This is a genomic window from Teretinema zuelzerae (assembly GCF_021021555.1).
Classification (GTDB): Bacteria; Spirochaetota; Spirochaetia; order Treponematales; family Treponemataceae; genus Teretinema; species Teretinema zuelzerae.
Window position 1 is genome coordinate 1,216,625 of sequence record NZ_JAINWA010000003.1, and the last position, 24,826, is coordinate 1,241,450.

Consider the following 24,826-nt stretch of genomic DNA (forward strand, 5'->3'; position numbering starts at 1 on the left):
TTATTAAATTCAGATGTCAATCATTTAATCATATAATTACTATCAATTTAGTAAGAATAAATATAATTCACACTAGAAGGACAGACCATAAGCCGGACAGCTCAGATTACGAAGTCGTTTTCAGGGACTATGCGGCGCAAAAACTGCTTTGTCCGCTCCTCTTTCGGATTTCCGAAAATGTCGCGAGGCGAACCCCTCTCCACGACTACGCCGCCGTCCATGAACACCACCTGGTTCGCGACGTTCTGCGCGAAGTTCATCTCGTGGGTGACGACCACCATCGTGGTTTCCTCCCTGGCGAGCTGTTTCATGATGCCGAGCACCTCTCCGATCAGCTCGGGATCGAGCGCGGAGGTAGGCTCGTCGAAAAGGATGATTTCAGGATCGACCGCGATTGCCCGGGCGATGCCGACCCGCTGCTGCTGGCCTCCGGACAATTTCGACGGATAATAATCGCGGCGGTCGGACAAGCCTACCTTCATCAACGCCTTATTGGCTTTTTCGAGAGCAAGGCTTTTCGGCATTCCCCGCCCGACTATGAGCCCTTCGGTCACATTCTCGAGAGCGGTTTTGTTGCTGAACAGGTTGTAGTTCTGAAACACGAACGCGGTTCTTTTTCTGACAAGGGCAACCTCTTTCCCGTGAGCCTTCGCGAGGTTCAGTTTAAGCCCGTCGAAATCCATCTCGCCCTGATCGGCCCGTTCGAGAAAGTTCATGCACCTGAGAAGAGTCGTCTTTCCGGAGCCGGAAGGCCCGAGTATCACGATGACGTCGCCCTTGCTGACGGATATGTCCACGCCCTTGAGCACCTCTGTCCCGTGAAAACTTTTATGTACGTTAGTAACTTCAAGCATATTTTCTCCCTGCAAGACGATGCTTGCCCAGGCGCTTTTCCGCAGCATCGAAAACGAGCTGTACGCCAGCGCATAATACGACGTAAATCAGAAAAATATCCAGATACGCCTCAATGTAATTATAACCGTACGAAGCTTCTATCTTAGCGATCGCGGTTACTTCCCGAACCGTCATCATAAAGGCAAGAGAAGTCGACTTCAGCAGCGACGTTGCCGCGTTGCACAAATTCGGAAGCGCCGCCAGCAATGCTTGCGGAACTATGATTCTCCTGTAGGCCTGACTCGCGGACAATCCGGCCGCAAGACCCGCTTCCAGCTGGCCTTTGTCCACTGTACCCAACGCAGACCTGAACACTTCGGTCAACACAGCCGTCGTATTGAACGAAAACACGGCGTAGGCGTACCAGACGGGATTCAGGGAAAACACATCGATGGACAAGCCGAAGCCCGTGAAAACGGCGTTCAGAAAGCTCGGAAGAAGACTGTACGCGATCAGAATCTGCAATACGATCGGCGTGCTGCGCGCGAACGAAACGTACACGGCGACGGCATTGTTGAAACCCTTCGTTCTGTATATCCTCGCCAGGGAAAAAAAGAAGGCCGCGGGCATCGATACGAGCAACGCAACAAGGGTAATTCCCAGAGTCGTCGGAACTCCCTCAAGAACGCGATAAAAGGTTTTCAGCATGAATTGAATGTCGAGGGTTCTCATCCGATGCTCCTTTTGCCGCGGCTTAACCGGCGCTCAATAACCCCGAAGGTTTTTTCAATCACGATAATCAAAGCCCAATACAAAAGTGCCAGGGCCGTATACGTTTCAACAGCCCATGCGCCGTAGTTTCGGGCAATTAGCAATATGCCCTGCCCCATCATATCGATCAAGCCGATGGTATAGGCCAGCGCTCCTTCCTTCATCAGGGAGACTAAGGCGTTCCCTAAATTCGGCAGGGCGGAGACGGCGGCCTGCGGCAGAACGATGCGGATATTCGCCTGCAGCCCGCTCAACCCGGAACTGACGGCGGCTTCGTACTGTCCCCGGTCCACCGAAAGATAGGATGAACGCATGATCTCGGAAACCGTCGCCGCGAAAAGAAGACTCAGCGTAACGATCACAAAAAAGGCGGTATGGAAAAAGTGAATATTGATTCCGAAAAGACGAATCAATGCCTCCGGCAAACCGTAAAAGACAATGAATAACAGAACGATCGAAGGAGTACACCGGAGAATCCAGGTATACCCGTTCGCCAGGAACCTTAAAAATCCGGGCTTCCCGAGCTTCGCGGCGGCTAAAAGCCAACCCAGAAGAAGTCCGGCGGCCAGAGTAGCGAACGCTACCCCGACCGTAACGGATACGTATGGAAGCAAGACCGGAATCGTTGTAAAAATTCGTTGCGGCTCGAAAGGACGATCCATTGTCCGACTCTCCCGTCGCTATTGCGCTATTGCGTTACATAGACGAAAACGTCTTCGCCGAAGTATTTCAAAGACAAGGAGGACAGGGTTCCGTTTTCTTTCAAAGTCTTGATCGCCCGATCATAGGCGTCTGCAAGGGGCTGATTGCTTTTATTGAACAGAGGCCAGGTCGGAATACCTTTGTAGGGGGCATAGCTCAGCTTTCCCGCAAGAGAGTGGTACGGGCCCTTCCCGTCCGCGACATTATTCTCGTACGACAGCTTGATGTCGAAAAACGCATCGTATCGCCCCTCCAGGACCCACGCATACGCATCGTTGATTACGAAAGTATCCGCAGGCTCCAGTTTCACCGGTTTCTCGGGATGGGCTTTGTTGTACTCCTGCACCACAGCGAATTGGGCGCTTTGAGGCGCGATCGGCACAAGCTTGCCGCTAAAACGTGCGAACGATTCAAAATCGCGGATTTTATCGGCGTCTGCGGACCGGAAGGTAATGCCGATGACGCTTGCCGCTATCGGATTTTGAGGAAAAAGAAACTTGTTTTTCCGTTCTTCAGTCACCCATGCGCCCTTGGTTCCCACCTGATACTTCCCCGATTCTACCCCGATCAGCAAATCGTCGTCGGAAGTAGGAACAAACTTGAATTCGTATTCGGGAAGCAATTCATCGACGGCTTTTAAGACCGCTACCTCGAAACCGTCCGATTCGCCCTTTTCGTTGACAAAATCGTACGGAACATATGTCTGTGTATGCGCCGCGTATATCTTGACCGGCTTTCCGGAAGGACTTCCGGCGTCTTTCGCTCCTCCGGCATACGCCGAAGATACAACCGCAGCCAAAACGGCGATAAAAACCGCATTTCTCTTTGAACCTTTCATACAACACCCCCGAATTTCTATTTTTCTCCGGATGAACCATCCGGGTAACGCAGAATCAATTCCGAATCAAAGAAGCCTCGTCTCTGACCCAGGAAAGCCTTTGAACGTCTATATCTGAAGGCAGCGAACAATCTGCGCCCAGAGCAACGCCTGAAGAACCGGACTCGGCCAGCAAAGCGCGGGTAAAATCGCGAATTTCCTTTTCGCTTCCCCGATACAGCAAACCGTCGCTGCCGTTTGCGAATCCGCCGATAACGGCTCTTCCGCCGAATAATTTCTTTCCCTCTTTCAGACTTATTTTCTCAACATTCACTGCCCAGTTGACCGCTGCCGACTCGTAGTCGGCGAACAAAGTCAGATTATTTCTTCCGCCCTGATACCCGCATACATGCAGAATATTCTGTCCGCCAGCCCGATTCGCGGCCGCAAGAACCGCCTTGTCCGAAGGAGCGATCACCTCGCGGTAAACTGAATCTGCTATTCTGCCGTCCTGGACGCTCTGAACGCTTACATACACACCGTCCGCTCCGCCTTCCTCGATGACGAGCCGCGACAACAGGGCCAGGCTTTCTCCTACGGCGTCGAGCGCTCTGCGAACCGCCGACGGATTTTCTAAAATGAAGTCTGCCAAACGCCTGTTGCCTTTCTCCCCGTCGCCGAACAAAATCCGAAGCATCGTCGCAGGACTGAAAATGTTATAGAAAACCATTATTTCCGAACCGAAGCGCCCGACAAGTTCCTTCACCAACCGAACCTGCCCCTGTATCCAGGGATGAGAACCCTCGAGAGGCGCAATTCTCTCGAGGGATGAAATACTGGAATCCGACGACAGCAAAGGATCAGGGTACTTGAAAAAACCGTCGCTCATCAGTTTGACGAGGTCGGGTTTGAAAGCGTCATAATACCGAAGGTGTCCATCGATATTTTTCCGGACGACTTCGGGATTATCCAATCCGTTAAATACGTCGTCCCCTTCAACGAAATGAAACCAGAAACCGACCGGAGTGCGCTCAGGTACTTTATTCCTGAACACATCCGACACGAGATCCCTTTTGTTGCTATTCATCGTTTTCTCCTTAAACTAGTAAATCAATCAATTTAGTAGGAATAATGAGTTTATACACATATAAATAAAATGTGTCTAGTAGGAAATAGAGAAAAATCATAAATACTATTCCGGTTGCTCCGGGAATCGCTAATCGCGCAAAGAGCGATGGGCGCGTATCAATTCAGCGTACCAGAAGCCTGAATCCTTTACCGTCCGCCGCAGAGTCGCAGGCTCAACGCGCACAAGTCCGAACCGGGGCCGATAGCCTTCCGCCCATTCGAAGTTGTCGAGCAACGACCATACGAAATAGCCCTTGACGTCGGCGCCCTCGCTGACAGCCTTGCCGAGAGACCCGATATATTCCTGCAAGAAGCGGACTCGTTCGACGTCTCGGACGGAACGCTCCTGATCCCCCGAAAAAAACGGCGAAAACGCGTATTCGGAGAGTCTGTTCTCGACGAGGTCTTCGAAGGCAGCGCCGTTTTCTGCGATGATCGCAGGAGGATTTCCGTATTCCGTCTGCAGGAGTTTCGCGAGATCATAGAGGCCGCGGGGATAGACCTCCCAGCCCATGGACGTTCTCCCGATGGAATCATCGCGTCTTCCGCCGCCGTCTTTTCCCGTCACAGAAAACCCGAATACGGGAGTCAAAACATCGCGGAAAGCGGTCTCCCTGCTGTAATAATTAAGGCCGACGAAATCAGCGCTCTTCGATATCAACGCGAGGTCGCCGTCTTTGATTCGGGGCGCGAATATCCGCGCGGCGCGGAACAATTCTTCCGGGTAGCGCCCCTTCAACAAGGGATCGAGAGTAATCCGGTTCATAAACTGATCTGCGAGAAAGGCAGCCCGGGCGTCTCCCGGTTTTTTGGATCGCGGCTCGACGGTGGTGTAGCTCAGCACAATCCCCGCCTTATTGTCGGGGCGAACCGAGCGAATACGCTCAAGCGCCGATCCGTGGGCGAGGAGAAGGTGATGCATGACCGAAAAATACTTCCAGGGAGAGCGAAGTCCTGGAGCGTGAGTGCCCAGCAAATGTCCGAAACAGGAGAATTCGAATGGCTCATTGATGGTAAACCAGTTCTTCACGCGGTCGCCCAGCGCTCCGGCGACTATCTCCGCGTAGTCGGCGAACCAGCAGGCGCAATCGCGGTTCGCGAAACCGCCCCGCCGTTGCAACGCGAGAGGCAGATCCCAGTGAAACAGGGTGAACCAGGGTTGAACGCCTGCTTCGAGAAGCCCGTCGGCAAGGCGCGAATAAAAATCCAGCCCTTTGCGATTCACCGTCCCCGTTCCATCCGGCAGAATACGGCTCCAGGAAATGGAGCCCCGGTAGGCGTCCAATCCCAGTTTCCTCATCAGCTCCGCGTCTTCTCGCCAGAAATCGTAATGCGCGCAGGCTATGTCTCCCGTATCCCGGTTCTTGATCTTTCCCTTCCGGTGGGCGAACGAATCCCAGATCGAAGGTCCTTTGCCGTCGGCGGACGGACAACCTTCGATCTGATACGCCGATGTAGAAGCGCCGAAAATAAACTCTTTCGGAAACAAAAGCTCCAGTCCATTCGTATCCATTCGCTATTCCCCCTCTGTTCCCTGAACCGCGGCGATCCGGCGCCGATCGAGCTCCTCGAGCATGCTCTTGAATCGATCCCGGGTTAGCGGGAATCTATGAACGAAAAGCGCGGACGCGAGAAAGCATACGCCCGGAAGCAGGCCGATCAGCAGGCGCACAGCCGAAACCGCGGAGGCGCTCTGAACGACGCGCCCGGCTGCGGCGACGGATTCGTCGGCGCTCGCCTCGACGTAGCCGAAGACCTGCAACACAATGCCGGTAGCGCCGATCGCGGCGGCCGAGGCGAGCTTGTACAAAAAAGTGCTGATTCCGAAGAACGCGCCTTCGCGGCGCACTCCGTTATGAAACTCGTCGATCTCGATAACATCCGGGAGGATGGACCAGGGGATTATCTGCGACGCTGAAATGCCGATTCCGGACAATACGCAGATTGCCAGAACCGCTGCCTCGTTCCCCGGAGAAATCCAAAGACAGAAGAGCATGACGGCGGCGAAATAGAGCGCGGAAACGATGTACGCCGTTTTCTTTCCGAGACGCCTGCTTGCCTGAATCCAAAGCGGCGAAGCGAAAACGGCGACTACGAGGGGAAGCGCCATGAAGAGGGTGGGATCGCCGCTCACCTCGACGACATCGGTAAGAAAAAAAAAGAAGGTCGCCATGATTACGTCGAAGCCGATCATATTGAAAAGAAACATTCCGAGCACAATGCGGAATTCTCGAAGCCTGAAAAAATCCGAGAGCGTTTTCACGAAGCCCGCGAAAACAGGCTTCCCGCCGGAAACCCGCTCCCTCGTTCCGAAACCAGTGATAGCCAGAATCAGGACGATCGCCGCTCCGAACGCCGCTCCCATGAGCGGCCAGCTTCGGCTCCGCGGCAAAGACCCGAACAGGATGTCAACGACCAGCGTTACTCCGGCCGCACCGATGAGGGTTCCTAAAAAGGAGGAACCCATCCTGAATCCAGAGAGGCTGGTCCGTTCGTCGTAGTCCTGGGTCATCTCGGCCATGAGCGAACTGTAGGGAACCGCGACCACCGTATAGGCGCTGTTGAAAAGGATGAACGCCACAAGGTAATACGCGAATCGGAGCGCGTCCGAGCCCGGAGGGATCTGCCAGAGAGCCGCGAAACTGAAACCGAGGGGAACCGCGCCGAAGAGGATATAGGGACGGCGCCTTCCCCATCGCGAGCGCGTTTTATCCGATACGAGACCCATGAGATAGTCCGTTACGGCATCCCAAAACCTGGCGATCATAAAAATCAAACCCGCGCGCGCGGGAGACAGTCCTCCCGCGTTGACCATGAACCACAGCATGTAGAAGCCGATCGATCCGTACGCAATATTGAGAGCCATGTCGCCGACGCCGTAGGCAAGTTTTTCTCCTGTCGATATTGTTGCAGAGTCGCGTTTTTCCGTCATTCAGGAATCCTCCCGTTTACCGGTCTCAGAGCGTCTATATAGAGACTGAGCTGATTATTCACCAGATCGATTCCGTCGAACCCGGTTTCCGAAAAGATCGTTTTTCCTCTCATGGCCGCTCTCTGGCCGAAGGACCAGAGCACGTTCGAAATAGTCGCTCCGGTGAGTTCTATGTCCGCATCGCTCCGGATGCTTCCGTCTTCAACCCCTTTTTTCAGGAGAAGCAAAATCCTTCTGTCGGGCTCGAATATCGTCCGGCCGTAATCCGCGACCGAAACATGCAAATCGTCACGATAGCCGTCGTCGTTAAATATAAAATCGTACTCGGCGAAAAAGCTCATCTCGGCTTGCCGTTCCCCCATATATGCGATGAGGGCGCCCAGGAAAGATTCCAGGCGGCAAAGTCCCTGCCCTTGAACCGAATCGAACGCGGCCGCCATGAACAGATTCCATTCGCGGAGAAAGGACATCATTACCGCGTACGCGATATCCTCCTTGGTCGGGAAATGCCTATACAGCGAACGCCGGACGAGGCCTGCAGCTTCGCCGATATCGGTCATAGAAGAGAGACCGATCCCTTTCGTCAAAAAAACAACCTTGGCCTTTTCGATTATTCGCGTTTGCGTTTCGGTCATTCCCGTCCTCCGTTTGACTCAGTCGATCTCAAGCTTCTGCGCGATTCCCTTTTGCGACACACGCTGTGACAATTCAGCATACATCCTGTCACACCGTGTGTCAATTTTTTTTTAACCCCGCGCTAACACCGTCCCCTCTCGCCGGCGACAGCTTTGCCGCATTCTGTTAAAATCTCGTTTTTCAAGGGAGCGCGCAATGCTGAAACTTTCAGGAATCCGGGTGGCGTACGGCCAGCGGATCATTTTCGATAACGCGGATTTTCTGGTCCGCCCCGGAGACAAAATCGCCCTGGTAGGCCCGAACGGAGCGGGGAAATCGACCCTGTTCAGAATAATCGCCGGCGAGGAATCGATAGACGCGGGAACGATTTCGAGCGATCCGGGAACGGTGATCGGCTACTTTTCGCAGGACGTCGGGGAGATGTCCGGAAGGACTGCCCTCGAGGAAGTCCTGGCCGGAGCGGGAGACGTCTATGAAATCGGGAAAAAGCTTTCCGAACTGGAGCACCGCATGGGAGACCCGGATGCCGAGCCCCTTTCGGATTCGGACATGGACGCCTACGGCGAGCTTCAAAGCGCCTTCCTGCATCGCGACGGCTATAATCTTGAAACCCGGGCGGAATCGGTTCTCACGGGACTCGGCATCGGGCCGGACCGCTTCGGAGAGCCGGTCGAACACTTCTCCGGCGGATGGAAGATGCGCATAGCGCTCGCGCGGATACTCGTGCTCGAGCCGGACCTCCTCCTCATGGACGAGCCGACGAACCACCTCGACGTCGAGTCCATCGTCTGGCTCGAATCCTGGCTGCGCGACTTCAAGGGAGACCTGGTAATGACGAGCCACGACCGCGATTTCCTTACGCGACTGTGCCCCCGCACCGCAGAGGTCGCTTCCGGCGCGATCACCATGTACTCCGGCGATTACGACTTTTATCTGCGCGAAAGGGAAATCAGAAGAGAACAGCTCGTCGCGACCTACAACCGCCAGCAGGCCCAGTTCGCCAAGGACGAAGAGTTCATCGCGAAGTTCGCCGCACGGGCCTCCCATGCGGCCCTCGTGCAATCCCGCATCAAGGCGCTCGAAAAAATCGAGCGGGTGAGCCTGCCTCCCGATCCCAAAACCATGTCGGTGCAATTCGTCTCCTGCCCGCGCTCGGGCGATCAGGTCGTGGTCATGAAAGATCTCGCGAAAAGCTGGCCGAAGCCCGGCGCGGCAAAAAACGGGGAACAGTCGTTCCATAGCGTATTTTCAGGATTATCGGGAATCGTGAACCGGGGGGACAGAATCGCGCTCACGGGAGTGAACGGAGCGGGAAAATCGACCCTGCTTAAAACCATCTGCGGAGAAACGGAGCCGACAGGAGGAAGCGCAGTCGTCGGAGCGTCGGTCAAGCTCGGCTATTTCAGCCAGTATTCCTCCGACACCCTCCGTCCAGACCGCACCATATACGAAGAGGTGGAGGAACGCATTCCCCTGGCTACAGTCGGAGCGATCAGAGGCATTCTTGGGGCATTTCTCTTTTCCGGGGACGACGCCGACAAGCGGATTTCGTCCTTGTCGGGAGGGGAGAAAAGCCGCGTCATGCTCGCCTGCATGCTGGCGGTTCCGGTCAACTTCCTCGTCCTGGACGAACCGACGAACCACCTGGACATCGCGAGCCGGGAGGTTCTGCTTGATGCCCTCACCCGGTTCGAAGGCACGCTGATGATCGTGAGCCACGACCGGTACTTCCTCAGGCACCTCGCGAACCGGGTCTTCGAGATCGACCATGGAAGGCTCAACGCATACGAGGGGAATTACCAGTATTATCTCGATAAAACAGGGCGGGAGTACTGAGCGCGGAGGCCGTTCGTCAGTATACGGCCAGAATTTTTTCGCAGATTAAAAATGCCGCCGGGCAGTACAGGGAATCGAGGGCGAGGCCGACGAGGCGGCGCTGAATGTTTTCTTCCTTGGTATGAGGAAAATTGACGCATGACAGGGTCCGCACGTCGTAGATCGAGCAGCTGTTGTCCTCGTTCTGGAAGGGACAGGGCAGCTCTTTAAGCATGAAACCGACGCCGTCCGGATCCTGCTGGAGATAGTCGTCCATGAATTTCTTCGACGGAGTCCCGATCTCGGCGCAAATGTGTTTGATGTCGGTATTCCGGAAGATCGGCCCCATGTTCCTGCAGCACAGGCCGCATTTGGTGCAATCGATTTCGTCGAAAACTTCGTCGTGGAAGCCGTGGACCATGCGGTCGAAGCCCTTGATGTTCCGTTTGGTAAGATGGCGCATTTGCTTCAATATGAAGGAATGCTTGGCCTTGCTTCTCTCTAAAATGCTTTCGTAGGTATTGATGCGTCGCTCCTGATAAAAAAACTGATTAATTCTATTCTTCCGCGGGACGGAACACGCCCCGCTCGTAATCTTTACGGACATCCTGCCAGGGAAAGGTGCGGCCGTTCATCGCGACGTACACTCCCGGTTGCAGAAGGCGGGCGGCCATGAAGGCCGAGCCGAGGTTGAAAAGGGCGTCCGAGCCGATAACCTGATACGGAATCATCGCTCCGGTGAGCACGATCGTCTTGTTGATGCCGAGGGGCCCGAGGAAGCGCGCTGTTTCGGCCATCCTGTCCGTCCCGTGGGTGATGACTATTTTCTTTTCCGGAGACGCTTCGCAGGCAGAGCGGATCATTTCGCGATGAGCCTCCGTCATGACGAGGCTGTCGATCAGATGCACTATTTCGAATTCAACCGGGGACACGATGCGCGCCTTTTGGATTATGCCCGGCAGATGGGTGTCCTTGAAAGTCAGCTCGCCCTTCAATTCGTCGTAGTGCTTGTCGAAAGTGCCGCCGGTGATGATGATTCGCACGGGATCGTCGTTCATGGACGGCATTGTGAACCGGAATCGGATTGAAAGTCAATAAAAACGGCGGGCCGGTGCGTAAAATGAGCGGATCCGCTGTTATAGTATCATTGTACGAAATTTACCGCATTCGCGCGGACGGAGGAATCATGAAAAAAGGAATCGGGATGGCGCTTGCCCTGGCGGCCGCCGCTTGTGCATGGGCGGGAGACGTTGAAACGACGCTGACGATTGATCAGGTCGCTCCCGGAACAGGAGAGCTTTACGTGGGGATATTCGATTCGGAAGAGGGTTTGAAAAAACGAGAGCCGGTCGCGAAAATGAAACTCGAGGCAGCCGGAAGCACGGTGTCGGCGAATGTCGCGCTTGCACCGGGCGACTACTATATCACAGTATACCAGGACATAAACGGAAACGGCAAAATGGACGCGAATCTCATCGGCATGCCGAAGGAGCCCGTCGGTATAGCAAACTACTCCGGCAAGGGCATTCCCGGCGGCTACGAAAAACACAAGCTGAGGATCGACGAATCCAACACCCGCGTCACCATCGTCCTCAGCAGATTGTAGGATCAGCGAGGCGCCGCGCCTTTGGGCTTAGCGTATGCGCCGCGCACATGGACTGCCAGACCCGCGAGAATGCAGAGGGAAGCTGAAACCGAAACGGGGGTGAGCGGTTCGTTCATGAACAGGGCGCTCGCCGCGACCCCGAATACCGGAACCAGCAGCGAAAACGGAGCAATGCGTTTCGCGCCTTGCTTCATTATCATCTGATTCCACACTCCGTAGCCGAAGAGGGTCGAAAGGATCACCAGATACGCCAGAGAACCGAGGGACACAAGAGAAAATCCGCGCACCGCCGCCGATAGATAATCCCGTTCGAATATCCAGGACAAAAGCAAGAGGGGAAGCGGAGAAAAAAGGCTCGACCAGACCATCAGAGACAAGCCGTTCGCTCCGGGCATGCGCTGCGCTACGAGATTCGCGGCCGCCCAAAAAAGAGCCGAGAGAAGGATCATCGACAGAGGAAGGAGGGCGATTGCAGAGGAACCGCCGCGGAGGGAAGGAACGATGAAAATCGCCAAGCCTATTCCCGCGAGAATCATGCCTGCGATGCTGTGCGTCCGGATATGCTCCTTAAACGCGAAGGCCGCCAGGAGAGCCGTGAAAAAAACCTGGGACTGCATCACGATGGAGCTGACGCCGGTCGGAGCGCCGAGCTTGATCGCGATGAAAAGCATGCCGAACTCGCCGACTCCGAGCAGGAGCCCGTAAGCGGCGAGCTTCGTCCATGACACGTTCGGCCGCCGCACGAAAAATACGGCGGGAAAGGCGCTGAAAGCGAATCTGAGCGCGACGAGAAAAAGCGGAGGCACGTCCTGCACGCCGATCTTGATCACCAGGAAGTTCACGCCCCACACGAGCGTTACAAGCAAAACACAAACCAGGGCTCCGGCGGAAATCCGCTCGCTGTTATTCGAGTTCATAATGCGTACAGCCTATCAGAAAAAAGCCCGCGCGATAACGCCTCTTATTCCTTCCACACGAAATTCTCCCTGCCGGCGCCCGCTTCAAAATGATATTTGGCGATGCCGAGGTCGAGCCGGGTGAATACGCCGAAGCCGGAGACGCGGGCTGAAACCACCGGTTTGTCCCCCGTTGCCGGAGACGCCGCTTCCAGGGAGAACATGAATTTCTGCTGGTTCAGCGCGGTCGGGGCGAGCAGCGCCGCCTCGACGCCCCGTGAAAACCACTCGGGCAAATCGCCGGTGTTCGACACCACGTCCGACGGCCATTTGGAACGGCGGGGAGATCCGGGTTGCGCGGCGTATCCAACGGTTATCACGCAGATGATTTTCTCATCGGCCTCCAGAGGGATGTCCTTTTTGCTGTACGTGCCTCCTACCCAGCAGGTTCCCAGACCCAGCTCCTCGGCCTTCAGCACCAGATCCTCGCCGTAGTATCCGGCCTCCTCCTCCGCCCTCTCGCCTTTTTTTCCGGCGAGAACGAAGAAATTCCGCGCGTTTGAGAACTTTCCGTACCTGCCGAGAAAACTGTCGAAGGCGGCAGGGGAATCCTGAATCAGAAAAAACCGAACGCCGCTTTTCCCGTTCAGAAGCTCAATATGTTCGTTCAACAAGCGCACATGCTCGGCTCTCAGCGGCTCGGGCGTATACATGCGCACGGAATGGCGCGTCTTTATCAATTCCAGGGTAGACATCGTAAACTCCTTACCTGCTCTAAATTCGATATAAAGGAATGCCCGGGTCAAGCATTTTCGGCTTTCCCGCGCTCTTTAGCGTTCGTATATTGTGGTATGCGCAGGCGCGGAAACGACGCCGCACGGAGGATGCATGATACAGAAATCTCGCCGCGGCTCGGCCGGGGCGCTCACATACGCTCTTGTTTTCGCCTTTCTCGCAGGCCTCCCGCCGGCGCTCGCTTTCGGGGAACCGCGTCTCGAGCCGGACGAGCGCCTCCTTGCTCGAAATCCGCCGACGCACGGGCTGGACGCGAAAAGCTTCGCGGCTCTTGCCCTTATAGCGTCCGGCGCCGGAGATCAAACCGAAAGGCTTGAGGCGGAGCTCTCGTCCATGGGCGATGAACTGGCGTCTCTGGCGGAAAATGCAACCGGCGGCAGGGAAAAAACCGAACTCATACTCGCTTTCATGTACGAGAAGACCTTATCGCGATACTCGGAATTCCAGACGCGGCTCGACATAGCCATTCAAAAGGGAGAATACAACTGCGTTTCCTCGAGCGTGCTGTTCGCCTATTTCGCGAAGCGGCTCGGCCTGGAAACCTACGGCAACGAAACGCCGAACCACTCGTTCTGTACCGTGCTCGTCGACGGCAAGCCGATAGACGTAGAAACAACGAATCCCTTCGGCTTCGATCCGGGAAACAGAAAAGAACTTCCCGGAGAGCGGGAGGGAGAAACCCGGTATCTTCTCGTGCCGAAAACGACGTATCGGAACAGAACGAAAATCGACGATAGAAGACTTATAGCCCTTATATACAACAACCGCATAAGTATGCTTGAACGCAGCGGCCGCTTCGAAGAAGCGGCGGGTCTCGCCGTCGATGCGCTGACGCTGCAGGGCGAAAACGCTCCCCCTGGAGAAATCGCCGACAGGTTCCTGAATTACGCGATAAATCTGTCTGCAGGCGGGGATCATGAAAAGGCCCTCGGTTTCGTAGAGCGGGCGCGCGGAGAGTTCTTCGATTTTCCGCGCTACCGGGAATTCGAGAATAATACGGTACAGAACGCCGCCGCCGATCTGGTAAAGAAGGAAGAATACGATGAAGCGCGCCGGCTTCTCGCCCGTTACCGGCTGCGCGTAGACCCGTCTGTTTTCAAGAAAACGGCCGTCTATGTGTGGGCGAAAAAAGCGGAAACCGCGGCGCGCGGACGGGATTGGCTCGCCGCGGCCGCCGTAGTCGAAGAGGGCCTGGCCGAAATTCCCGGCGACAAGTCCCTGCAGAACCAGAGGAACGCCTACCGGGATAATTTCGCGGTAGAAGTCCACAACCGCTTCGCCGCAGAGATGAACAGGGGAAACAGGGCGAGGCTCGCCGCATTCTGGAAGAGAGCCTTGCATTCGTGCCCGAAAGCGCCCTCCTCAAGCAGGATCTCGCTCAGCTGGAAAAGATCCGCTAAGGCGCATCGATATTTCCGCGAAGATCATGGAGAAGCTCCGAGCCGAGCATCCGAGGCCGTCAATTTTTATTGACAGGAGAAAGTCCGATACCGTACTATCTTCAAGTTGCTGAATTCAGTTTCAATTCGTTTTTCTCGGAGGTTCTCGGTGGTTTTTCTAATAGAATTCGGACTTTATCTTCTTTTAATGCTCGCGATCGGCTTTTATTCAATGAAGAAGACAAGCACTCACGCGGACTTTCTCATCGGCGGCAGAACGCTCGGACCGATAACGTCGGCAATCAGTGCGGGAGCGTCGGATATGTCGAGCTGGCTTCTTCTCGGGCTTCCCGGCGCCGTTTTCGCGAGCGGTCTGGTAGAAGGCGTCTGGATCTCGCTGGGACTCACCATCGGCGCCTACCTCAACTGGCTCATCGTGGCCGGAAGGCTCCGCTCCTTAAGCGAAAAGCTCGGAGCGATCACACTGCCGTCTTTCATCGCCAAGAGATTCGAAGACGAAAGCGGTCTTCTCAAAATTTCGTCGACCGCCGTCATCCTCTTTTTCTTCACCCTCTACGTCGCCTCGGGACTGAAGGGCGGAACCCTCCTTTTCGCGCATACCTTCGGAGCTTCCGAGCAGACCGCGATGATCATCACGACGGTAGTGGTTGTGTCCTACACCTTCCTCGGCGGCTACATGGCCGTCTGCTGGACAGATCTCATCCAGGGGCTGCTGATGCTCACCGCCCTTGTGTTCTGCGCGGTTCTCGGCTATACGGCGATCGCGGGAGCGGGATCCGGCATCGCAGCGGCTAATCCGCAGGCGTTCAAGTTCTCCACCGGAACGCTCACCGCGGCCTCCCTCATGGCCTGGGGCTTCGGATATTTCGGCCAGCCGCACATACTCACCCGTTTCATCGGCATCCGCAGCATCAAGGACGTAAAACGCGCCCGCCGGGTCGGGATCACCTGGATGGTGCTTTGCCTCGTCCTCGCCTGCGCCATCGGCCTCATCGGAATCGGATACAATGCCGTTCATGCCCTTCCGGGAGTCGCGGGAGACGGCGGAAACAGCGAGCGGGTATTCCTCGCCCTGGCGACGGCCCTCTTGCATCCGGTTTTCGCCGGCTTCGTGCTCGCAGCCGTTCTGGCCGCAGTCATGTCAACGGCGGACTCGCAGCTCCTCGTGCTCACCTCCTCCCTTACCGAGGACATACCCTTCATCGCGAAGCTCCCTGACGAAAAACGCAAACTCATCAGCCGGCTCGGCGTCGTTGGATTCGCCCTGCTCGCCTTCATCATCGCGGCGACCGACAAGGGCTCGATCCTCCACATGGTCGGCTACGCATGGGGCGGATTCGGAGCCGCGTTCGCGCCGCTCGTTCTGTTATCGCTTCTCTGGAAAGGCGCGACCAAGTGGGGCGCCTTCGCCGGAATGGTTTCAGGGTCGATCACCATCTTCGTGGTGAAAAACTTCATCAAGGTTCCCGGCGAATATTTCTACGAGCTGTTGCCCGGCTTCTTCGTCGCGCTGATCGCCATCGTGCTGGTCAGCCTCGCCACGAAAAAACCCTCAGACTCGGTGCTCAAGGCCCTCGAGGAAACTCAGGCGGAAGTAAAAGCCGCCCGGTAAGGCCGTTCCGCAAACTCAAGTAAAAGGAAAAGCCGCGGAGAGTTTCTTCTCCGCGGCTTTTTTTTAACCACAGTAAACCGTTGCCAGCCGCGCCATTCAGACGGCGCCATTCAGCCGGCGACCTTCAGTACGCGGCGAAGAAATCGTCCCGGCGGCCGCCGCATCATAAAACGCAGCCGGCTGCTAACGCTCCGACTATGCCGGAGCGACGCGGTTGCGGCCCTCTTTTTTCGCGGCGTACAAAGCCTCGTCCGCGCGCCGGGCAAGATCGAGCGGAGAACCTTCGGGAGTCGCCAGCAAGGACGCGCATCCGATGGAAACGGTGACGACCGGCGCGGCCGGAGACGAGTCGTGCGGAATGCCGAGATCGTATACGGCCTTCAACATGGCTTCGGCAAGCGGGAGGGCCTTATCCCTTCCGACCGACGGAAGCACGGCGGCGAACTCTTCTCCGCCGTATCTGCAGAGCATTTCCAGAGAGCGGTGCAGAACCGAAGAAAGCGCCTGAGCGACCCTCCTGAGGCACACATCGCCGGCGCCGTGGCCGTAGCGGTCGTTGAAAGCCTTAAAATGGTCGATATCGATCATGAGCATGCTCACTTCCTGCATATCGCGGGCGCACCGCTTCCAGACGGTATCGAGATGCTCATCGTAGCTTCTGCGGTTGGGGATACCGGTCAAACCGTCCGTTCGCGCTATTTCTCGAAGCAGATCGGTGCGCACCTTCAGATTGATCTGATTTCGTATGCGCGCCGAAACGACCATCGGCTGGAAGGGTTTAACGATGTAGTCCGACCCCCCCAGTAAGAAACCTCTTTCCTCGTCCTGGGCGTCGTGGCGAGCGGTAATGAATATAACCGGAATATCTCTCGTACGGTCTTCCGATTTGAGCTTCTTGCACACCTCGTAGCCGTCGACATCGGGCATGTTGATGTCCAGCAGCACAAGGTCCGGAGGCGTCTGGCTCTGCGCGATCTCGAGCGCCTTGGAGCCGCAGGTTGCCGCGAGAATTTCATAATCCTCGGAGAGCAGGCGTGACAAGAGCTGTATATTCATCGGCTGATCGTCCACGATCAGGATGCTTGGAATGTGTTTCACCGATCTATTCATGGCAGCCGCACCCCCGCCTCTCGTGCTATATCCTCGATTAATGCTAATGCTTCTTCATAGCGAAAGGAAGCGACAAGCGAAGAAAGATCGCGAATTCTCTGAATGGAGTCGTCGCTTTCCAGCTTATCCTCCAAAAAGCCCGATACGGCTTCGGAGAGCCCGGAGGGAACAACCTTGTTCTTCCGGAGCATAGCCGCGAGACTGCTTACAAGAGAAGGATCGAACGTTTCGGCGGCGGGAATCGGAGCGGGCTTGAGGACGCCGGCGAAACGGAGCTCTCGGAGCGAGGTTCGTACGCTCTCGAGCTCGTCCTCCAAAGCCTCAAGAACCGCCTCTTCGGGAGCTTTCTCCAATAGATAAAAAGACTCGGCCCGGGCGGCGAGTTCTGACAGCCGTATCGCTCCAAGAGTCGCTGAAATTCCCTTCAGAGAGTGGCACGCCGATCTCGCCTGTTGGACCGAAAGCAGGGAAAGCTTGACCCTGATATTCTGATAGTTCTTGTCGAGATCGTCCAGGAAACGGTCTAGAAGCTCCATATAAAACGGCACGTCGGAATCAGCGCGCTTGAGCGCGGCGTCGAGGTCGAAACCGGGCAGTTCTTCGGGTAAACCGGGAATTGACCGGCTGTTCGAACGCATCGGAGCTGACGCGGTTGTTAAAGAGGTTTGAAGGTACTTTTTCAAAATAGTGAAGAGCTTTTCCGTGTTCAGCGGTTTTTCCATATGTCCGTTCATTCCCGATTCGGCGATTCGTCTGAAATCCTCTTCCTGAACCGCCGCAGTAAGCGCGATGACGGGCAGATCGGGCAAAACTGCGCGAATGCGGCGGGTAGTCTCGTACCCGTCCATCTCCGGCATCTGCACGTCCATGAGCACCAGATCGAATCCGGCGGATTCAAGCGCCTCGAGAGCGCGAGCTCCGTTTTCCGCGACGGAAACCTCGGCCCCGGACCGCTTGAGCCAGCGGACGGCAACCTCGCGATTGAGTTCGTTATCCTCTACCACCAGAATGCGCGCGCCCGTCAGATCCGGTATTTCGGAAACGGCAGGCTCGCGGCCGTTCGTATTATGCGCGTCCGCCAGAGCCGAACGTACATTCCGGCGCGAGACCGGCTTGCTCAAGAAGGCATCGGGAACAAAGGGATATTCTTTCAGATAACCGGATAGTATCACCGCCGATCCGGAACCCTGCGGTTCGCCCCGGAGGGATTTCAACTCCTCAAGTTCATTCGGCTCCAAGGCGAACGCCGAATCCAGAATCAACAGGGATCCGTCACCCTCAGTCAGCGAATTCTTGCGCAGCGCATCAAGCGCGGAGCGTATCGTCGGGAGAATCGCCGATTCCCATCCGAGTTCTTCCAGAAATTGCTGAATCTGAGCCGCGGACTCCTCGTCGCTCTCGGCGATACACGCCCGCCTCCCGGCGCCGAACGGAGCGGACACAGCAGACTGAGCGGACGAAGGAACGGACTCAGGCGATTCGCCCCGCTCAAGCGGCACGGCGAAACTGAAGGAGCTTCCCAATCCGGGACGGCTGGCGACGCGCATAAAACCGCCCATCGCGGTTGCGAGCCGCTTGCAGATCACCAATCCCAGGCCGGTACCGCCGTATTTTCTCGTGGTCGACGAATCGGCTTGAGTGAACGGCGTAAACAGCGTTTTCAGCTTATCGGGAGCTATTCCGATGCCGGTATCTTCGATCCGAAAACGAATCCAGTCGATGCGGTCGCTCAAAACTCCAGAAACGGCGATGCCGGCTTCATTCAAGTCCGCGTCCGGAATCTCGTCGGAAGCGAGAAGCGATACGAACAGATCGATGCGCCCCCGGCTGGTGAATTTCACCGCGTTGCCGATCAGGTTGATTAAAACCTGGCTGATGCGCAGCCTGTCGCCGATATAAGACTCGCGCAAACCCTCGCCTTCATGGAAATACAGATCTATCTTTTTCTGGACGAGGGCGGAGTTAAACAAGGTGCGGATCTGTTCGAATACATCTTCCAATTCGAACTGATGCCGGTCTATCGCCAGACGGCCAGACTCTATTTTCGAAAAATCGAGCACATCGTTGATGATGCCGAGAAGAAGATGAGACGATGACGCAATCTTGGAAAGCAGATCCCGGTCTTCCTCCGTCCGCGCGTTTTCAAAGGCGAGAGAGCTCAGGCCCAGGATCGCGTTCATCGGAGTGCGGATCTCATGGCTCATATTCGCGAGGAAATCGGACTTCGCGCGGTCGGCGCGCTCGGCGGCTTCCTTTGCGCGCACGAGATTCTTTTCAAGCTCGGTCCGGTTCCGAACATTGATCAGCATGTCGGTGAACAACTGGAGCACGCCGCGTTCCTTTTCGGTGTACGCGTGCTTTCCCCTGCAGGAATCGAAGCCGACGAAGCCGATGCACGCTCCGCGTTCCATGAGCGGAATGGCGATGAGACTCTGCACGGACTGGCTTTCAAGAATGACGCGTACACCTTCGTCCGGAGGAAGTTCCTGCACATCGGGAATAAGGACGGTGCGGCCCTGCTTATGAGCCATGATCCATTCGGGAGCATCGTCCACGCTCACGTTCTGCAAATTTTCGATCTGCGGCGCGATTCCCTTTCTGCACCATTCATGCGTATTCGAAAAGGTACCCGCGTCCCAATCGTACGAGAAAATATACGAACGGTCCGCGTTTACGAAGAGGCCCATTTCATGGAGCGCGAAATTGATCGAATCGTCCAGCCGGTCGAGCGACAGATTAATAAAGCCCGAGGACATTCTGATGAGCATTTCCTGCATATCCATATACGATTGCAGCAAATCCTCGGTCCGCTTCCGCTCGGTGATATCCTCGGTTATTCCGGTATGGGCGATCACGGTCCCGTTCTCGTTGCGAACGGGCCGGGCTCGGGTGTTCACCCATTTCACGCGATTGTCTCCGGTCTTTATCCTGAAATCGACGCTGAACACTCCGGTTCTTCCGTATTCATGGCCCGCGTCCTTGACCCGAACCAGATCCTCCGGAGGTATCATCGACAACACGCTGTCTTCTAACGGCGAGCCGGCTTCTATCGACCGTCCGAGCAGCTTCTCGCAGGAAGGGCTGATATAGGAAAGCGTATTCATATCGGCGGAGAGCAGCCAGAACACCTCGGCCATGTTTTCGGTGATCATTTCCAGACGTTCTGCGTACTCGGCGAGCTCGCGGGCTACGCGCCGCTTCTCGGTAACGTCCTGGAAACTCCAGACCCTGCCGGAAATTTCGCCGTTGATCCGCTGCGGCTGGGTATACCGCTCGAAAATTCTGCCGTCTTTTAAAACGAGCTCTTCAGTGGAAACGAGCTCCGGCTGCCGGTAAAACTCGTCGACCCGGCGCAGGAACTCCTCGGAATCGGCGAGAAGGGGAAGGACTTTTTCCAGCAGCAGACCGTCCGAGAAACCGATCGCGAGATCTTCCGGGAACCCCCACATATCAAGAAATTTCCGGTTAAAAAGTTCGATGGTGCCGTCGAGGGCGACTACAAGGATGCCGTCGCCCGTAGAATCCAGGGTCGCGTCCAGGAGGGAGAGCGCCCGCTGATGCCGGTCGGAGGCAGCCTTTCGCTCGGTGATGTCCTCGAAAACGCCCAGAATGGCGTTCGGCCGCCCGTCTGCCCCCAGAAGCGGAACCTTTGACGTTTCAACCCACATGGTCGTGCCGTCCGGGCGCGGAAGCCCTTCGATAAACCGATATTGGGCGTTTCCGCTCCTCAATATCGAGATGTCCGTTTTGCGGAATTTTTTCGCCAGTTTTTGAGGGATCGGGAGATTGAAATCGGTTTTGCCGATCACTTCCGAAGTCGAATTAAGCCCGACGCTTTTTGCGACCTTGGAATTGCATCCGAGATACCGGCCTTCGGCATCCTTCCAGAATACCGCCTGGGGAATAGTCTCAAGTACGAGGGCCAGAGAATCCCGGCTCAGCTTCAGCTCCGATTCCATGCGGATCCGTTCGGTGATGTCGCGGGCGGCCGCGTATACCAGCCGCCCGCGAGGACGGGTTCGCCACTCGATCCAGCGCCAGGAACCGTCACGGCAGCGGTACCGGTTGACGAAATTGAGGACTTCCTCCTGAGCCGCCAACCGGCTGATCGCAGAGAGAGTTGCCGCCATATCGTCGGGATGGACAAAGTCAAGAAACACCCTGTTTTCAAGCTCCGCGACCCCGTATCCGAGAACGTGCTCCCATTCCTTGTTCACTTTCAGGAAATGCCCGTCGATATCGGCGATGCACAACAAATCCAGATTTATGGAGAAAAAACCTTCAAGCTCCTCTGCCCTCCGGTGGTCGGAGGTAACGTCCATGAAGATCGCCGCGAAACGGTTTTCTTCCACATAATACGCGTATACTTTGAACCATCGATCAATCGACGAGAAATACTGCTCGATCTCTCCGTTTTTTTTATCGCGTACGATGGTACCGAAAAACACGAACCAATCGAAAGATTCCGTTGAAATATTCGGAATTACCTCGCGCGCGGTTTTTCCGATCAACGACGATGAAACCCGGCCCGTCAATTGGGTAAAAGCCTCGTTCATCTCTAAAAAACGGAAATCGTACGGATTGCCTGCCGGATCGAGGATAAGTTCATGGAGGGCGTAGCCGAAAGGCGAATGTCGAAAAGAAGAGAACATCCGGAAAACCTCCGGATATAAAGGATAAGCGAGCGGGAGCCCCGGCGCAAATTCCGCCGCGATTATCTACCGCGGCGGAAGGGCAAATACAATTACACTACGGTAAAGGGAACGATCGCTTCTCCGGTGATGGCCCGGAAGGTAAAGGATTCGGTAATGAACAGATCTACCTTGGCCGAATCGTGGCCCTCGTAGCCGATCGCGAAATCCTGGCCCACGGATATTTCCAGATCCCCCGGGCGATCGGCCACCAGCAGGGCGCCGTCCACGGTTTCAGAATATATGATGCTCCCGCCGATCTGCTTGCGCACGATGGAGGCGAGGCTTCCCCCGGGCACCACATGGGCGAGGAATTTCCAGAGCGCCGGATTGACCACGAGATTCGCCGGCCCGTCGATGCCCTCTTTCTTCAGCCTGAGCTGGGCCTCGCTCACCGCGTCGACCACGGAATCCTTATCCAGCGAAAGGGGAATCCTCGCGCTGGTTCCCGCGGCCTCGTTCAACCCCACGATTCCCGCCGGAGCGAAACCGTTGAACACGGCGCCGTCCTCGAAAGCCGCGATCTTGCGCGCCGCGTCCACCACGGACTCGAGCTCGATATCCTTCGCTCCGCGGTCGATATTGTCCAGCTCCCAGATATTCACGGAAAAACTGATCCGGCTTTCGATCAGAGGGAGCACCTGGTGCACCCCGTAGCGAACCTCGTCCTTCTTCTGTCCGGAAGGCACTTCGAGCCGGCCTTCAGGAACCGCCGCGTACGAAATTCCGAACGGTCCGGCGACGTCGCAAAACTTTCTCGCCGCGAGATTCGCCGTAAGCGTTTCCTTCACGAGCGAATTAATCTCGGCCCACGAAGCGGGGCTTATCGGCGCAAATTCTGTTCTCAGCATATTCATGTGCGCTGCTCTCCTTTATTCCGCAAACTGCCGATTCCCAAATCGGCTCCAGCCTCTCCCCCCGCTCCAGCTTCTCCGCCGGAACCGGAAAGGAATTCTTCCTCCACCTCGCGGGCTCCCTCGTCGTAAAAGCCCTGCTCCGCCGGATCGAGCTCGTGCAGCAGCCGCAGGAATTCCCCCGCGTGCACCTTCTCCTCGTCCGCGATATCGATGAGCACATTCCGGGCCAGCACATTATCAGTGGACTCCGCGATCTCCTGATACAGCTGAATGGCCTCGTATTCGGCAGCCACCATCATGCGGATCGACCGCACCAGCTCCGTATGAGTCAACTTCCGATCGCTTTTTTTAACGCTGAAAGGCGTTCCGAATTCAGGCATTTCGCTCTCCTTTTAATATAGGGCACCTCTAAAAACTTCAGTTTTTAGAGGTCTACCTTAATATAGGTGTAAATCCTGTAAGGATTTACAAGGGCACCGAGGAAAACTAACCGAGTTTTTCGAGGTGCCCTATAGACTTTCCTGCCTATTAAGGTACGACTCCGAAGCGTGTTTGTCAAAGCGAACAAATAAAAAACGAGGCAGAAGGCCGTCCGATGCGCGTCAAAGCACCGCCGGAGCCCCCGGCGCGAACGTCCATGCAGGGGCGCGTCCGATCAGAAACGAACGAGCACGCCCGCTCCGAACGATGTTTCGCACGCATGCGGAATCAGGCTTACTTCGGCTCCCTCGGGGCCTTCAAGCGCCGCGGATAGCGTTCCGTTCCATGTAGAGGCGTAGTACCACGGACGGATAAGGCCGAAAAGCCGGCCGACGCCTACAAGAAAAAGGCCGCCCATCCCTATTTTCGAGAGGGCTTCCATCCGCACGGAATCGACGGCGCCGCGTTCCCGGCCTGAAAACATATCGTCCAGGGACCCGAGGGCGGGAATAATGTACATCATGAACATTCCCCAGCCTACAAGCTGGGTAGTCAGCCCGAAAGCCGCTCCTCCAGAATCGCCCTGAATAAAGGAGCCGACCCCGAACCCGACGAAATGATTCGCGATGAAGGGGAAAAGGGCGGTTTTCTTATGCTGCTCGTACAGAGAGAACCGCTCCGAAGGAGAGAGAAGGGCCGCGTTCGCCCGTATGTCCGCCTCGTTCCGAAATACGCCCTCCGAAATAAGGGCGGCGGTATCGAAAGCGATGCCGCCTGAGGACGGCTCGGAGGCCCGCGCAGAAACAGCGGACAAACACAGACAGGCAACGGCGAACAGTCTACGCATTCTGATTCTCATGCATCGAGTATACCAAGGCTTTATGCATTTATCGAGTAGATGAGAAGAACGCATTTGCGGTTTTTCCGCTGACCGGCTATAGTTTGAGACAAGCATATATAAGGATGACAAATTGAAAAGAAGAGCATGCGCCGCGGTCTTCGCGCTGGCGATGAGCATGGGATTCGCCCAGAAACTGGTTATTTACTCCGAGCAGGCCCCGCCCTTTCAGGTTCCTCCTTCCGGGGACGCGCCGTCGACGGGATTCGCGGTGGAGATAGTGCGCGCGCTTCAAAGGGAAGTCGGCACGAACGAGCCGATTCAGTTCGTCGAATGGGCGCGCGGCTTTTACGAAGCGCAGCATACGCCGAACGTCATGCTGTTCACCGCGGCCCGGACGGAAGAGCGGGAAAAACTCTTTCGCTGGCTCGGGCCCTTCTTTACGGTGGAATACCTGCTGGTCGCGAAAAAGCATCGCTTCCGATCGACGCTCACGACCGAACAGGCGAAAGGGCTGAAAATTATCGGAACGGTCAAGGGCGACGCCCGGGACCAAATCTTGCGCGATGCGGGATTTACCAATCTGGAACAGACGACTACCGCCGCCCTGAATGTTCGAAAACTCCAGGCCGGCAGGATCGACGCGTACGCTACGTCTAACGTAGCGTGGAAGGAGCAGATCAGAAAAGAAGGCTTTAACCCGGAAGAGTACGAGGCTGTCTATCCCATCCGTGTAATACCGGTATATTGCGTCTTTTCCCCCGCGACCGATCCGGCGATTTTCGCAGCCTGGGAGCGCGCCTTTAAAACCATCGCCGCTAACGGCACGCTGAAACGTCTCTCGAAGCAGTGGTTCCCGGACCTGGACTGACGGCACGACGCGCTTCCGGCAGAAGGCGGACTGGAACGAAGCCGCCCCTGCCTCGGCTGCCTGAGAGGGGGCTCCGATCGTACAGACGGCGCCCC

At 56.1% G+C, this 24,826-nt stretch carries 22 protein-coding genes; 5 read left to right on the plus strand and 17 right to left on the minus strand.

What is annotated here, in order from left to right; genetic code table 11:
* Window positions 1-101: 101 nt before the first annotated feature.
* From K7J14_RS12550 to K7J14_RS12585, 8 genes are all read right to left on the minus strand, one after another.
* Window positions 102-854: an amino acid ABC transporter ATP-binding protein gene (locus tag K7J14_RS12550; protein ID WP_230756859.1), complete on the minus strand. Its 753-nt coding sequence runs from the start codon at window positions 852-854 to the stop codon at window positions 102-104.
* A complete protein-coding gene (locus K7J14_RS12555; protein ID WP_230756861.1) occupies window positions 847-1,566 on the minus strand; it encodes an amino acid ABC transporter permease in 720 nt (239 codons plus the stop codon). Before K7J14_RS12555 ends, K7J14_RS12550 begins: the two co-directional genes overlap by 8 nt.
* Entirely contained in the window at window positions 1,563-2,267 is a 705-nt protein-coding gene (locus K7J14_RS12560) for an amino acid ABC transporter permease (RefSeq protein WP_230756863.1), read from the minus strand. The genes K7J14_RS12555 and K7J14_RS12560 overlap by 4 nt, the downstream gene beginning before the upstream one ends.
* Before the next feature lie 26 nt (window positions 2,268-2,293).
* Window positions 2,294-3,145: a transporter substrate-binding domain-containing protein gene (locus K7J14_RS12565; RefSeq protein WP_230756865.1), complete on the minus strand. Its 852-nt coding sequence runs from the start codon at window positions 3,143-3,145 to the stop codon at window positions 2,294-2,296.
* Window positions 3,146-3,200: 55 nt separating this feature from the next.
* Complete coding sequence (locus K7J14_RS12570) at window positions 3,201-4,211, minus strand: uroporphyrinogen decarboxylase family protein (protein ID WP_230756868.1); 1,011 nt, start codon at window positions 4,209-4,211, stop codon at window positions 3,201-3,203.
* Window positions 4,212-4,340: 129 nt separating this feature from the next.
* Window positions 4,341-5,765: a GH1 family beta-glucosidase gene (locus K7J14_RS12575; RefSeq protein ID WP_230756870.1), complete on the minus strand. Its 1,425-nt coding sequence runs from the start codon at window positions 5,763-5,765 to the stop codon at window positions 4,341-4,343.
* A gap of 3 nt (window positions 5,766-5,768) precedes the next feature.
* Window positions 5,769-7,184: an MFS transporter gene (locus K7J14_RS12580; RefSeq protein ID WP_230756872.1), complete on the minus strand. Its 1,416-nt coding sequence runs from the start codon at window positions 7,182-7,184 to the stop codon at window positions 5,769-5,771.
* Window positions 7,181-7,819 (minus strand): TetR/AcrR family transcriptional regulator, encoded by a 639-nt coding sequence (locus K7J14_RS12585; protein ID WP_230756874.1) that lies wholly within the window; start codon window positions 7,817-7,819, stop codon window positions 7,181-7,183. Before K7J14_RS12585 ends, K7J14_RS12580 begins: the two co-directional genes overlap by 4 nt.
* Window positions 7,820-8,015: 196 nt before the next feature.
* Between K7J14_RS12585 and K7J14_RS12590 the strand changes: the two genes are divergently transcribed.
* Window positions 8,016-9,656 carry an ABC-F family ATP-binding cassette domain-containing protein gene (locus tag K7J14_RS12590; RefSeq protein ID WP_230756876.1) on the plus strand — a complete coding sequence of 547 codons (1,641 nt, stop codon included), beginning with the start codon at window positions 8,016-8,018 and terminating at the stop codon, window positions 9,654-9,656.
* A gap of 16 nt (window positions 9,657-9,672) precedes the next feature.
* On the opposite strand, the gene K7J14_RS12595 is transcribed toward K7J14_RS12590, so the two are convergent.
* Together K7J14_RS12595 and K7J14_RS12600 are read right to left on the minus strand one after the other, a co-directional pair.
* Complete coding sequence (locus K7J14_RS12595) at window positions 9,673-10,098, minus strand: YkgJ family cysteine cluster protein (protein ID WP_230756878.1); 426 nt, start codon at window positions 10,096-10,098, stop codon at window positions 9,673-9,675.
* 94 nt (window positions 10,099-10,192) lie between these two features.
* Window positions 10,193-10,693, minus strand: coding sequence for an asparaginase domain-containing protein (locus K7J14_RS12600; RefSeq protein WP_230756880.1), 501 nt, complete (start codon window positions 10,691-10,693; stop codon window positions 10,193-10,195).
* A 128-nt stretch (window positions 10,694-10,821) separates the two neighbouring features.
* Here K7J14_RS12600 and K7J14_RS12605 point away from each other — a divergent pair, with 128 nt between their 5' ends.
* Window positions 10,822-11,241, plus strand: a complete 420-nt coding sequence (locus K7J14_RS12605) for a DUF2141 domain-containing protein (RefSeq protein WP_230756882.1) — start codon at window positions 10,822-10,824, stop codon at window positions 11,239-11,241.
* A 2-nt stretch (window positions 11,242-11,243) separates the two neighbouring features.
* Here the strand turns inward: K7J14_RS12605 and K7J14_RS12610 are convergent, their stop codons facing one another.
* Together K7J14_RS12610 and K7J14_RS12615 are read right to left on the minus strand one after the other, a co-directional pair.
* Window positions 11,244-12,158, minus strand: coding sequence for an EamA family transporter (locus tag K7J14_RS12610; protein WP_230756886.1), 915 nt, complete (start codon window positions 12,156-12,158; stop codon window positions 11,244-11,246).
* A 44-nt stretch (window positions 12,159-12,202) separates the two neighbouring features.
* Window positions 12,203-12,892 carry a nitroreductase family protein gene (locus tag K7J14_RS12615; RefSeq protein WP_230756889.1) on the minus strand — a complete coding sequence of 230 codons (690 nt, stop codon included), beginning with the start codon at window positions 12,890-12,892 and terminating at the stop codon, window positions 12,203-12,205.
* A 133-nt stretch (window positions 12,893-13,025) separates the two neighbouring features.
* Here K7J14_RS12615 and K7J14_RS12620 point away from each other — a divergent pair, with 133 nt between their 5' ends.
* Together K7J14_RS12620 and putP are read left to right on the plus strand one after the other, a co-directional pair.
* Entirely contained in the window at window positions 13,026-14,405 is a 1,380-nt protein-coding gene (locus K7J14_RS12620) for a hypothetical protein (protein ID WP_230756892.1), read from the plus strand.
* 75 nt (window positions 14,406-14,480) lie between these two features.
* Window positions 14,481-15,944: a sodium/proline symporter PutP gene (putP, locus tag K7J14_RS12625; RefSeq protein WP_230756894.1), complete on the plus strand. Its 1,464-nt coding sequence runs from the start codon at window positions 14,481-14,483 to the stop codon at window positions 15,942-15,944.
* A 195-nt stretch (window positions 15,945-16,139) separates the two neighbouring features.
* Here the strand turns inward: putP and K7J14_RS12630 are convergent, their stop codons facing one another.
* The 5 genes from K7J14_RS12630 to K7J14_RS12650 form a co-directional block, all read right to left on the minus strand.
* A complete protein-coding gene (locus K7J14_RS12630; RefSeq protein ID WP_230756897.1) occupies window positions 16,140-17,054 on the minus strand; it encodes a diguanylate cyclase domain-containing protein in 915 nt (304 codons plus the stop codon).
* On the minus strand, window positions 17,051-21,706 hold the full coding sequence (locus K7J14_RS12635; protein ID WP_230756900.1) for a PAS domain S-box protein: 4,656 nt from the start codon (window positions 21,704-21,706) through the stop codon (window positions 17,051-17,053). Before K7J14_RS12635 ends, K7J14_RS12630 begins: the two co-directional genes overlap by 4 nt.
* 92 nt (window positions 21,707-21,798) lie before the next feature.
* A complete protein-coding gene (locus K7J14_RS12640; RefSeq protein ID WP_230756904.1) occupies window positions 21,799-22,602 on the minus strand; it encodes a family 1 encapsulin nanocompartment shell protein in 804 nt (267 codons plus the stop codon).
* Window positions 22,599-22,982, minus strand: a complete 384-nt coding sequence (locus K7J14_RS12645) for a ferritin family protein (RefSeq protein ID WP_230756906.1) — start codon at window positions 22,980-22,982, stop codon at window positions 22,599-22,601. Before K7J14_RS12645 ends, K7J14_RS12640 begins: the two co-directional genes overlap by 4 nt.
* Window positions 22,983-23,257: 275 nt before the next feature.
* The gene (locus tag K7J14_RS12650) at window positions 23,258-23,881 is read right to left on the minus strand and encodes a P13 family porin (RefSeq protein ID WP_230756908.1); all 624 of its coding nucleotides are present in this window, start codon (window positions 23,879-23,881) and stop codon (window positions 23,258-23,260) included.
* A gap of 112 nt (window positions 23,882-23,993) precedes the next feature.
* On the opposite strand from K7J14_RS12650, the gene K7J14_RS12655 reads away from it, so the two are divergent.
* On the plus strand, window positions 23,994-24,731 hold the full coding sequence (locus K7J14_RS12655; RefSeq protein ID WP_230756910.1) for a substrate-binding periplasmic protein: 738 nt from the start codon (window positions 23,994-23,996) through the stop codon (window positions 24,729-24,731).
* Window positions 24,732-24,826 lie beyond the last annotated feature (95 nt).

Excerpts from the sequence above, each read along its gene's own strand:
- K7J14_RS12615 (WP_230756889.1), bottom strand. The coding sequence starts at position 12,892 with ATGTCTACCCTGGAATTGATAAAGACGCGCCATTCCGTGCGCATGTAT.
- K7J14_RS12590 (WP_230756876.1), top strand. The coding sequence starts at position 8,016 with ATGCTGAAACTTTCAGGAATCCGGGTGGCGTACGGCCAGCGGATCATT.
- K7J14_RS12565 (WP_230756865.1), bottom strand. The coding sequence starts at position 3,145 with ATGAAAGGTTCAAAGAGAAATGCGGTTTTTATCGCCGTTTTGGCTGCG.
- K7J14_RS12645 (WP_230756906.1), bottom strand. The coding sequence starts at position 22,982 with ATGCCTGAATTCGGAACGCCTTTCAGCGTTAAAAAAAGCGATCGGAAG.
- K7J14_RS12575 (WP_230756870.1), bottom strand. The coding sequence starts at position 5,765 with ATGGATACGAATGGACTGGAGCTTTTGTTTCCGAAAGAGTTTATTTTC.
- K7J14_RS12595 (WP_230756878.1), bottom strand. The coding sequence starts at position 10,098 with ATGCGCCATCTTACCAAACGGAACATCAAGGGCTTCGACCGCATGGTC.
- K7J14_RS12580 (WP_230756872.1), bottom strand. The coding sequence starts at position 7,184 with ATGACGGAAAAACGCGACTCTGCAACAATATCGACAGGAGAAAAACTT.
- K7J14_RS12570 (WP_230756868.1), bottom strand. The coding sequence starts at position 4,211 with ATGAATAGCAACAAAAGGGATCTCGTGTCGGATGTGTTCAGGAATAAA.
- K7J14_RS12620 (WP_230756892.1), top strand. The coding sequence starts at position 13,026 with ATGATACAGAAATCTCGCCGCGGCTCGGCCGGGGCGCTCACATACGCT.
- K7J14_RS12600 (WP_230756880.1), bottom strand. The coding sequence starts at position 10,693 with ATGAACGACGATCCCGTGCGAATCATCATCACCGGCGGCACTTTCGAC.
- K7J14_RS12650 (WP_230756908.1), bottom strand. The coding sequence starts at position 23,881 with ATGAGAATCAGAATGCGTAGACTGTTCGCCGTTGCCTGTCTGTGTTTG.
- K7J14_RS12610 (WP_230756886.1), bottom strand. The coding sequence starts at position 12,158 with ATGAACTCGAATAACAGCGAGCGGATTTCCGCCGGAGCCCTGGTTTGT.
- K7J14_RS12635 (WP_230756900.1), bottom strand. The coding sequence starts at position 21,706 with ATGTTCTCTTCTTTTCGACATTCGCCTTTCGGCTACGCCCTCCATGAA.
- K7J14_RS12605 (WP_230756882.1), top strand. The coding sequence starts at position 10,822 with ATGAAAAAAGGAATCGGGATGGCGCTTGCCCTGGCGGCCGCCGCTTGT.
- K7J14_RS12585 (WP_230756874.1), bottom strand. The coding sequence starts at position 7,819 with ATGACCGAAACGCAAACGCGAATAATCGAAAAGGCCAAGGTTGTTTTT.
- K7J14_RS12630 (WP_230756897.1), bottom strand. The coding sequence starts at position 17,054 with ATGAATAGATCGGTGAAACACATTCCAAGCATCCTGATCGTGGACGAT.
- K7J14_RS12640 (WP_230756904.1), bottom strand. The coding sequence starts at position 22,602 with ATGAATATGCTGAGAACAGAATTTGCGCCGATAAGCCCCGCTTCGTGG.
- K7J14_RS12550 (WP_230756859.1), bottom strand. The coding sequence starts at position 854 with ATGCTTGAAGTTACTAACGTACATAAAAGTTTTCACGGGACAGAGGTG.
- K7J14_RS12555 (WP_230756861.1), bottom strand. The coding sequence starts at position 1,566 with ATGAGAACCCTCGACATTCAATTCATGCTGAAAACCTTTTATCGCGTT.
- K7J14_RS12560 (WP_230756863.1), bottom strand. The coding sequence starts at position 2,267 with ATGGATCGTCCTTTCGAGCCGCAACGAATTTTTACAACGATTCCGGTC.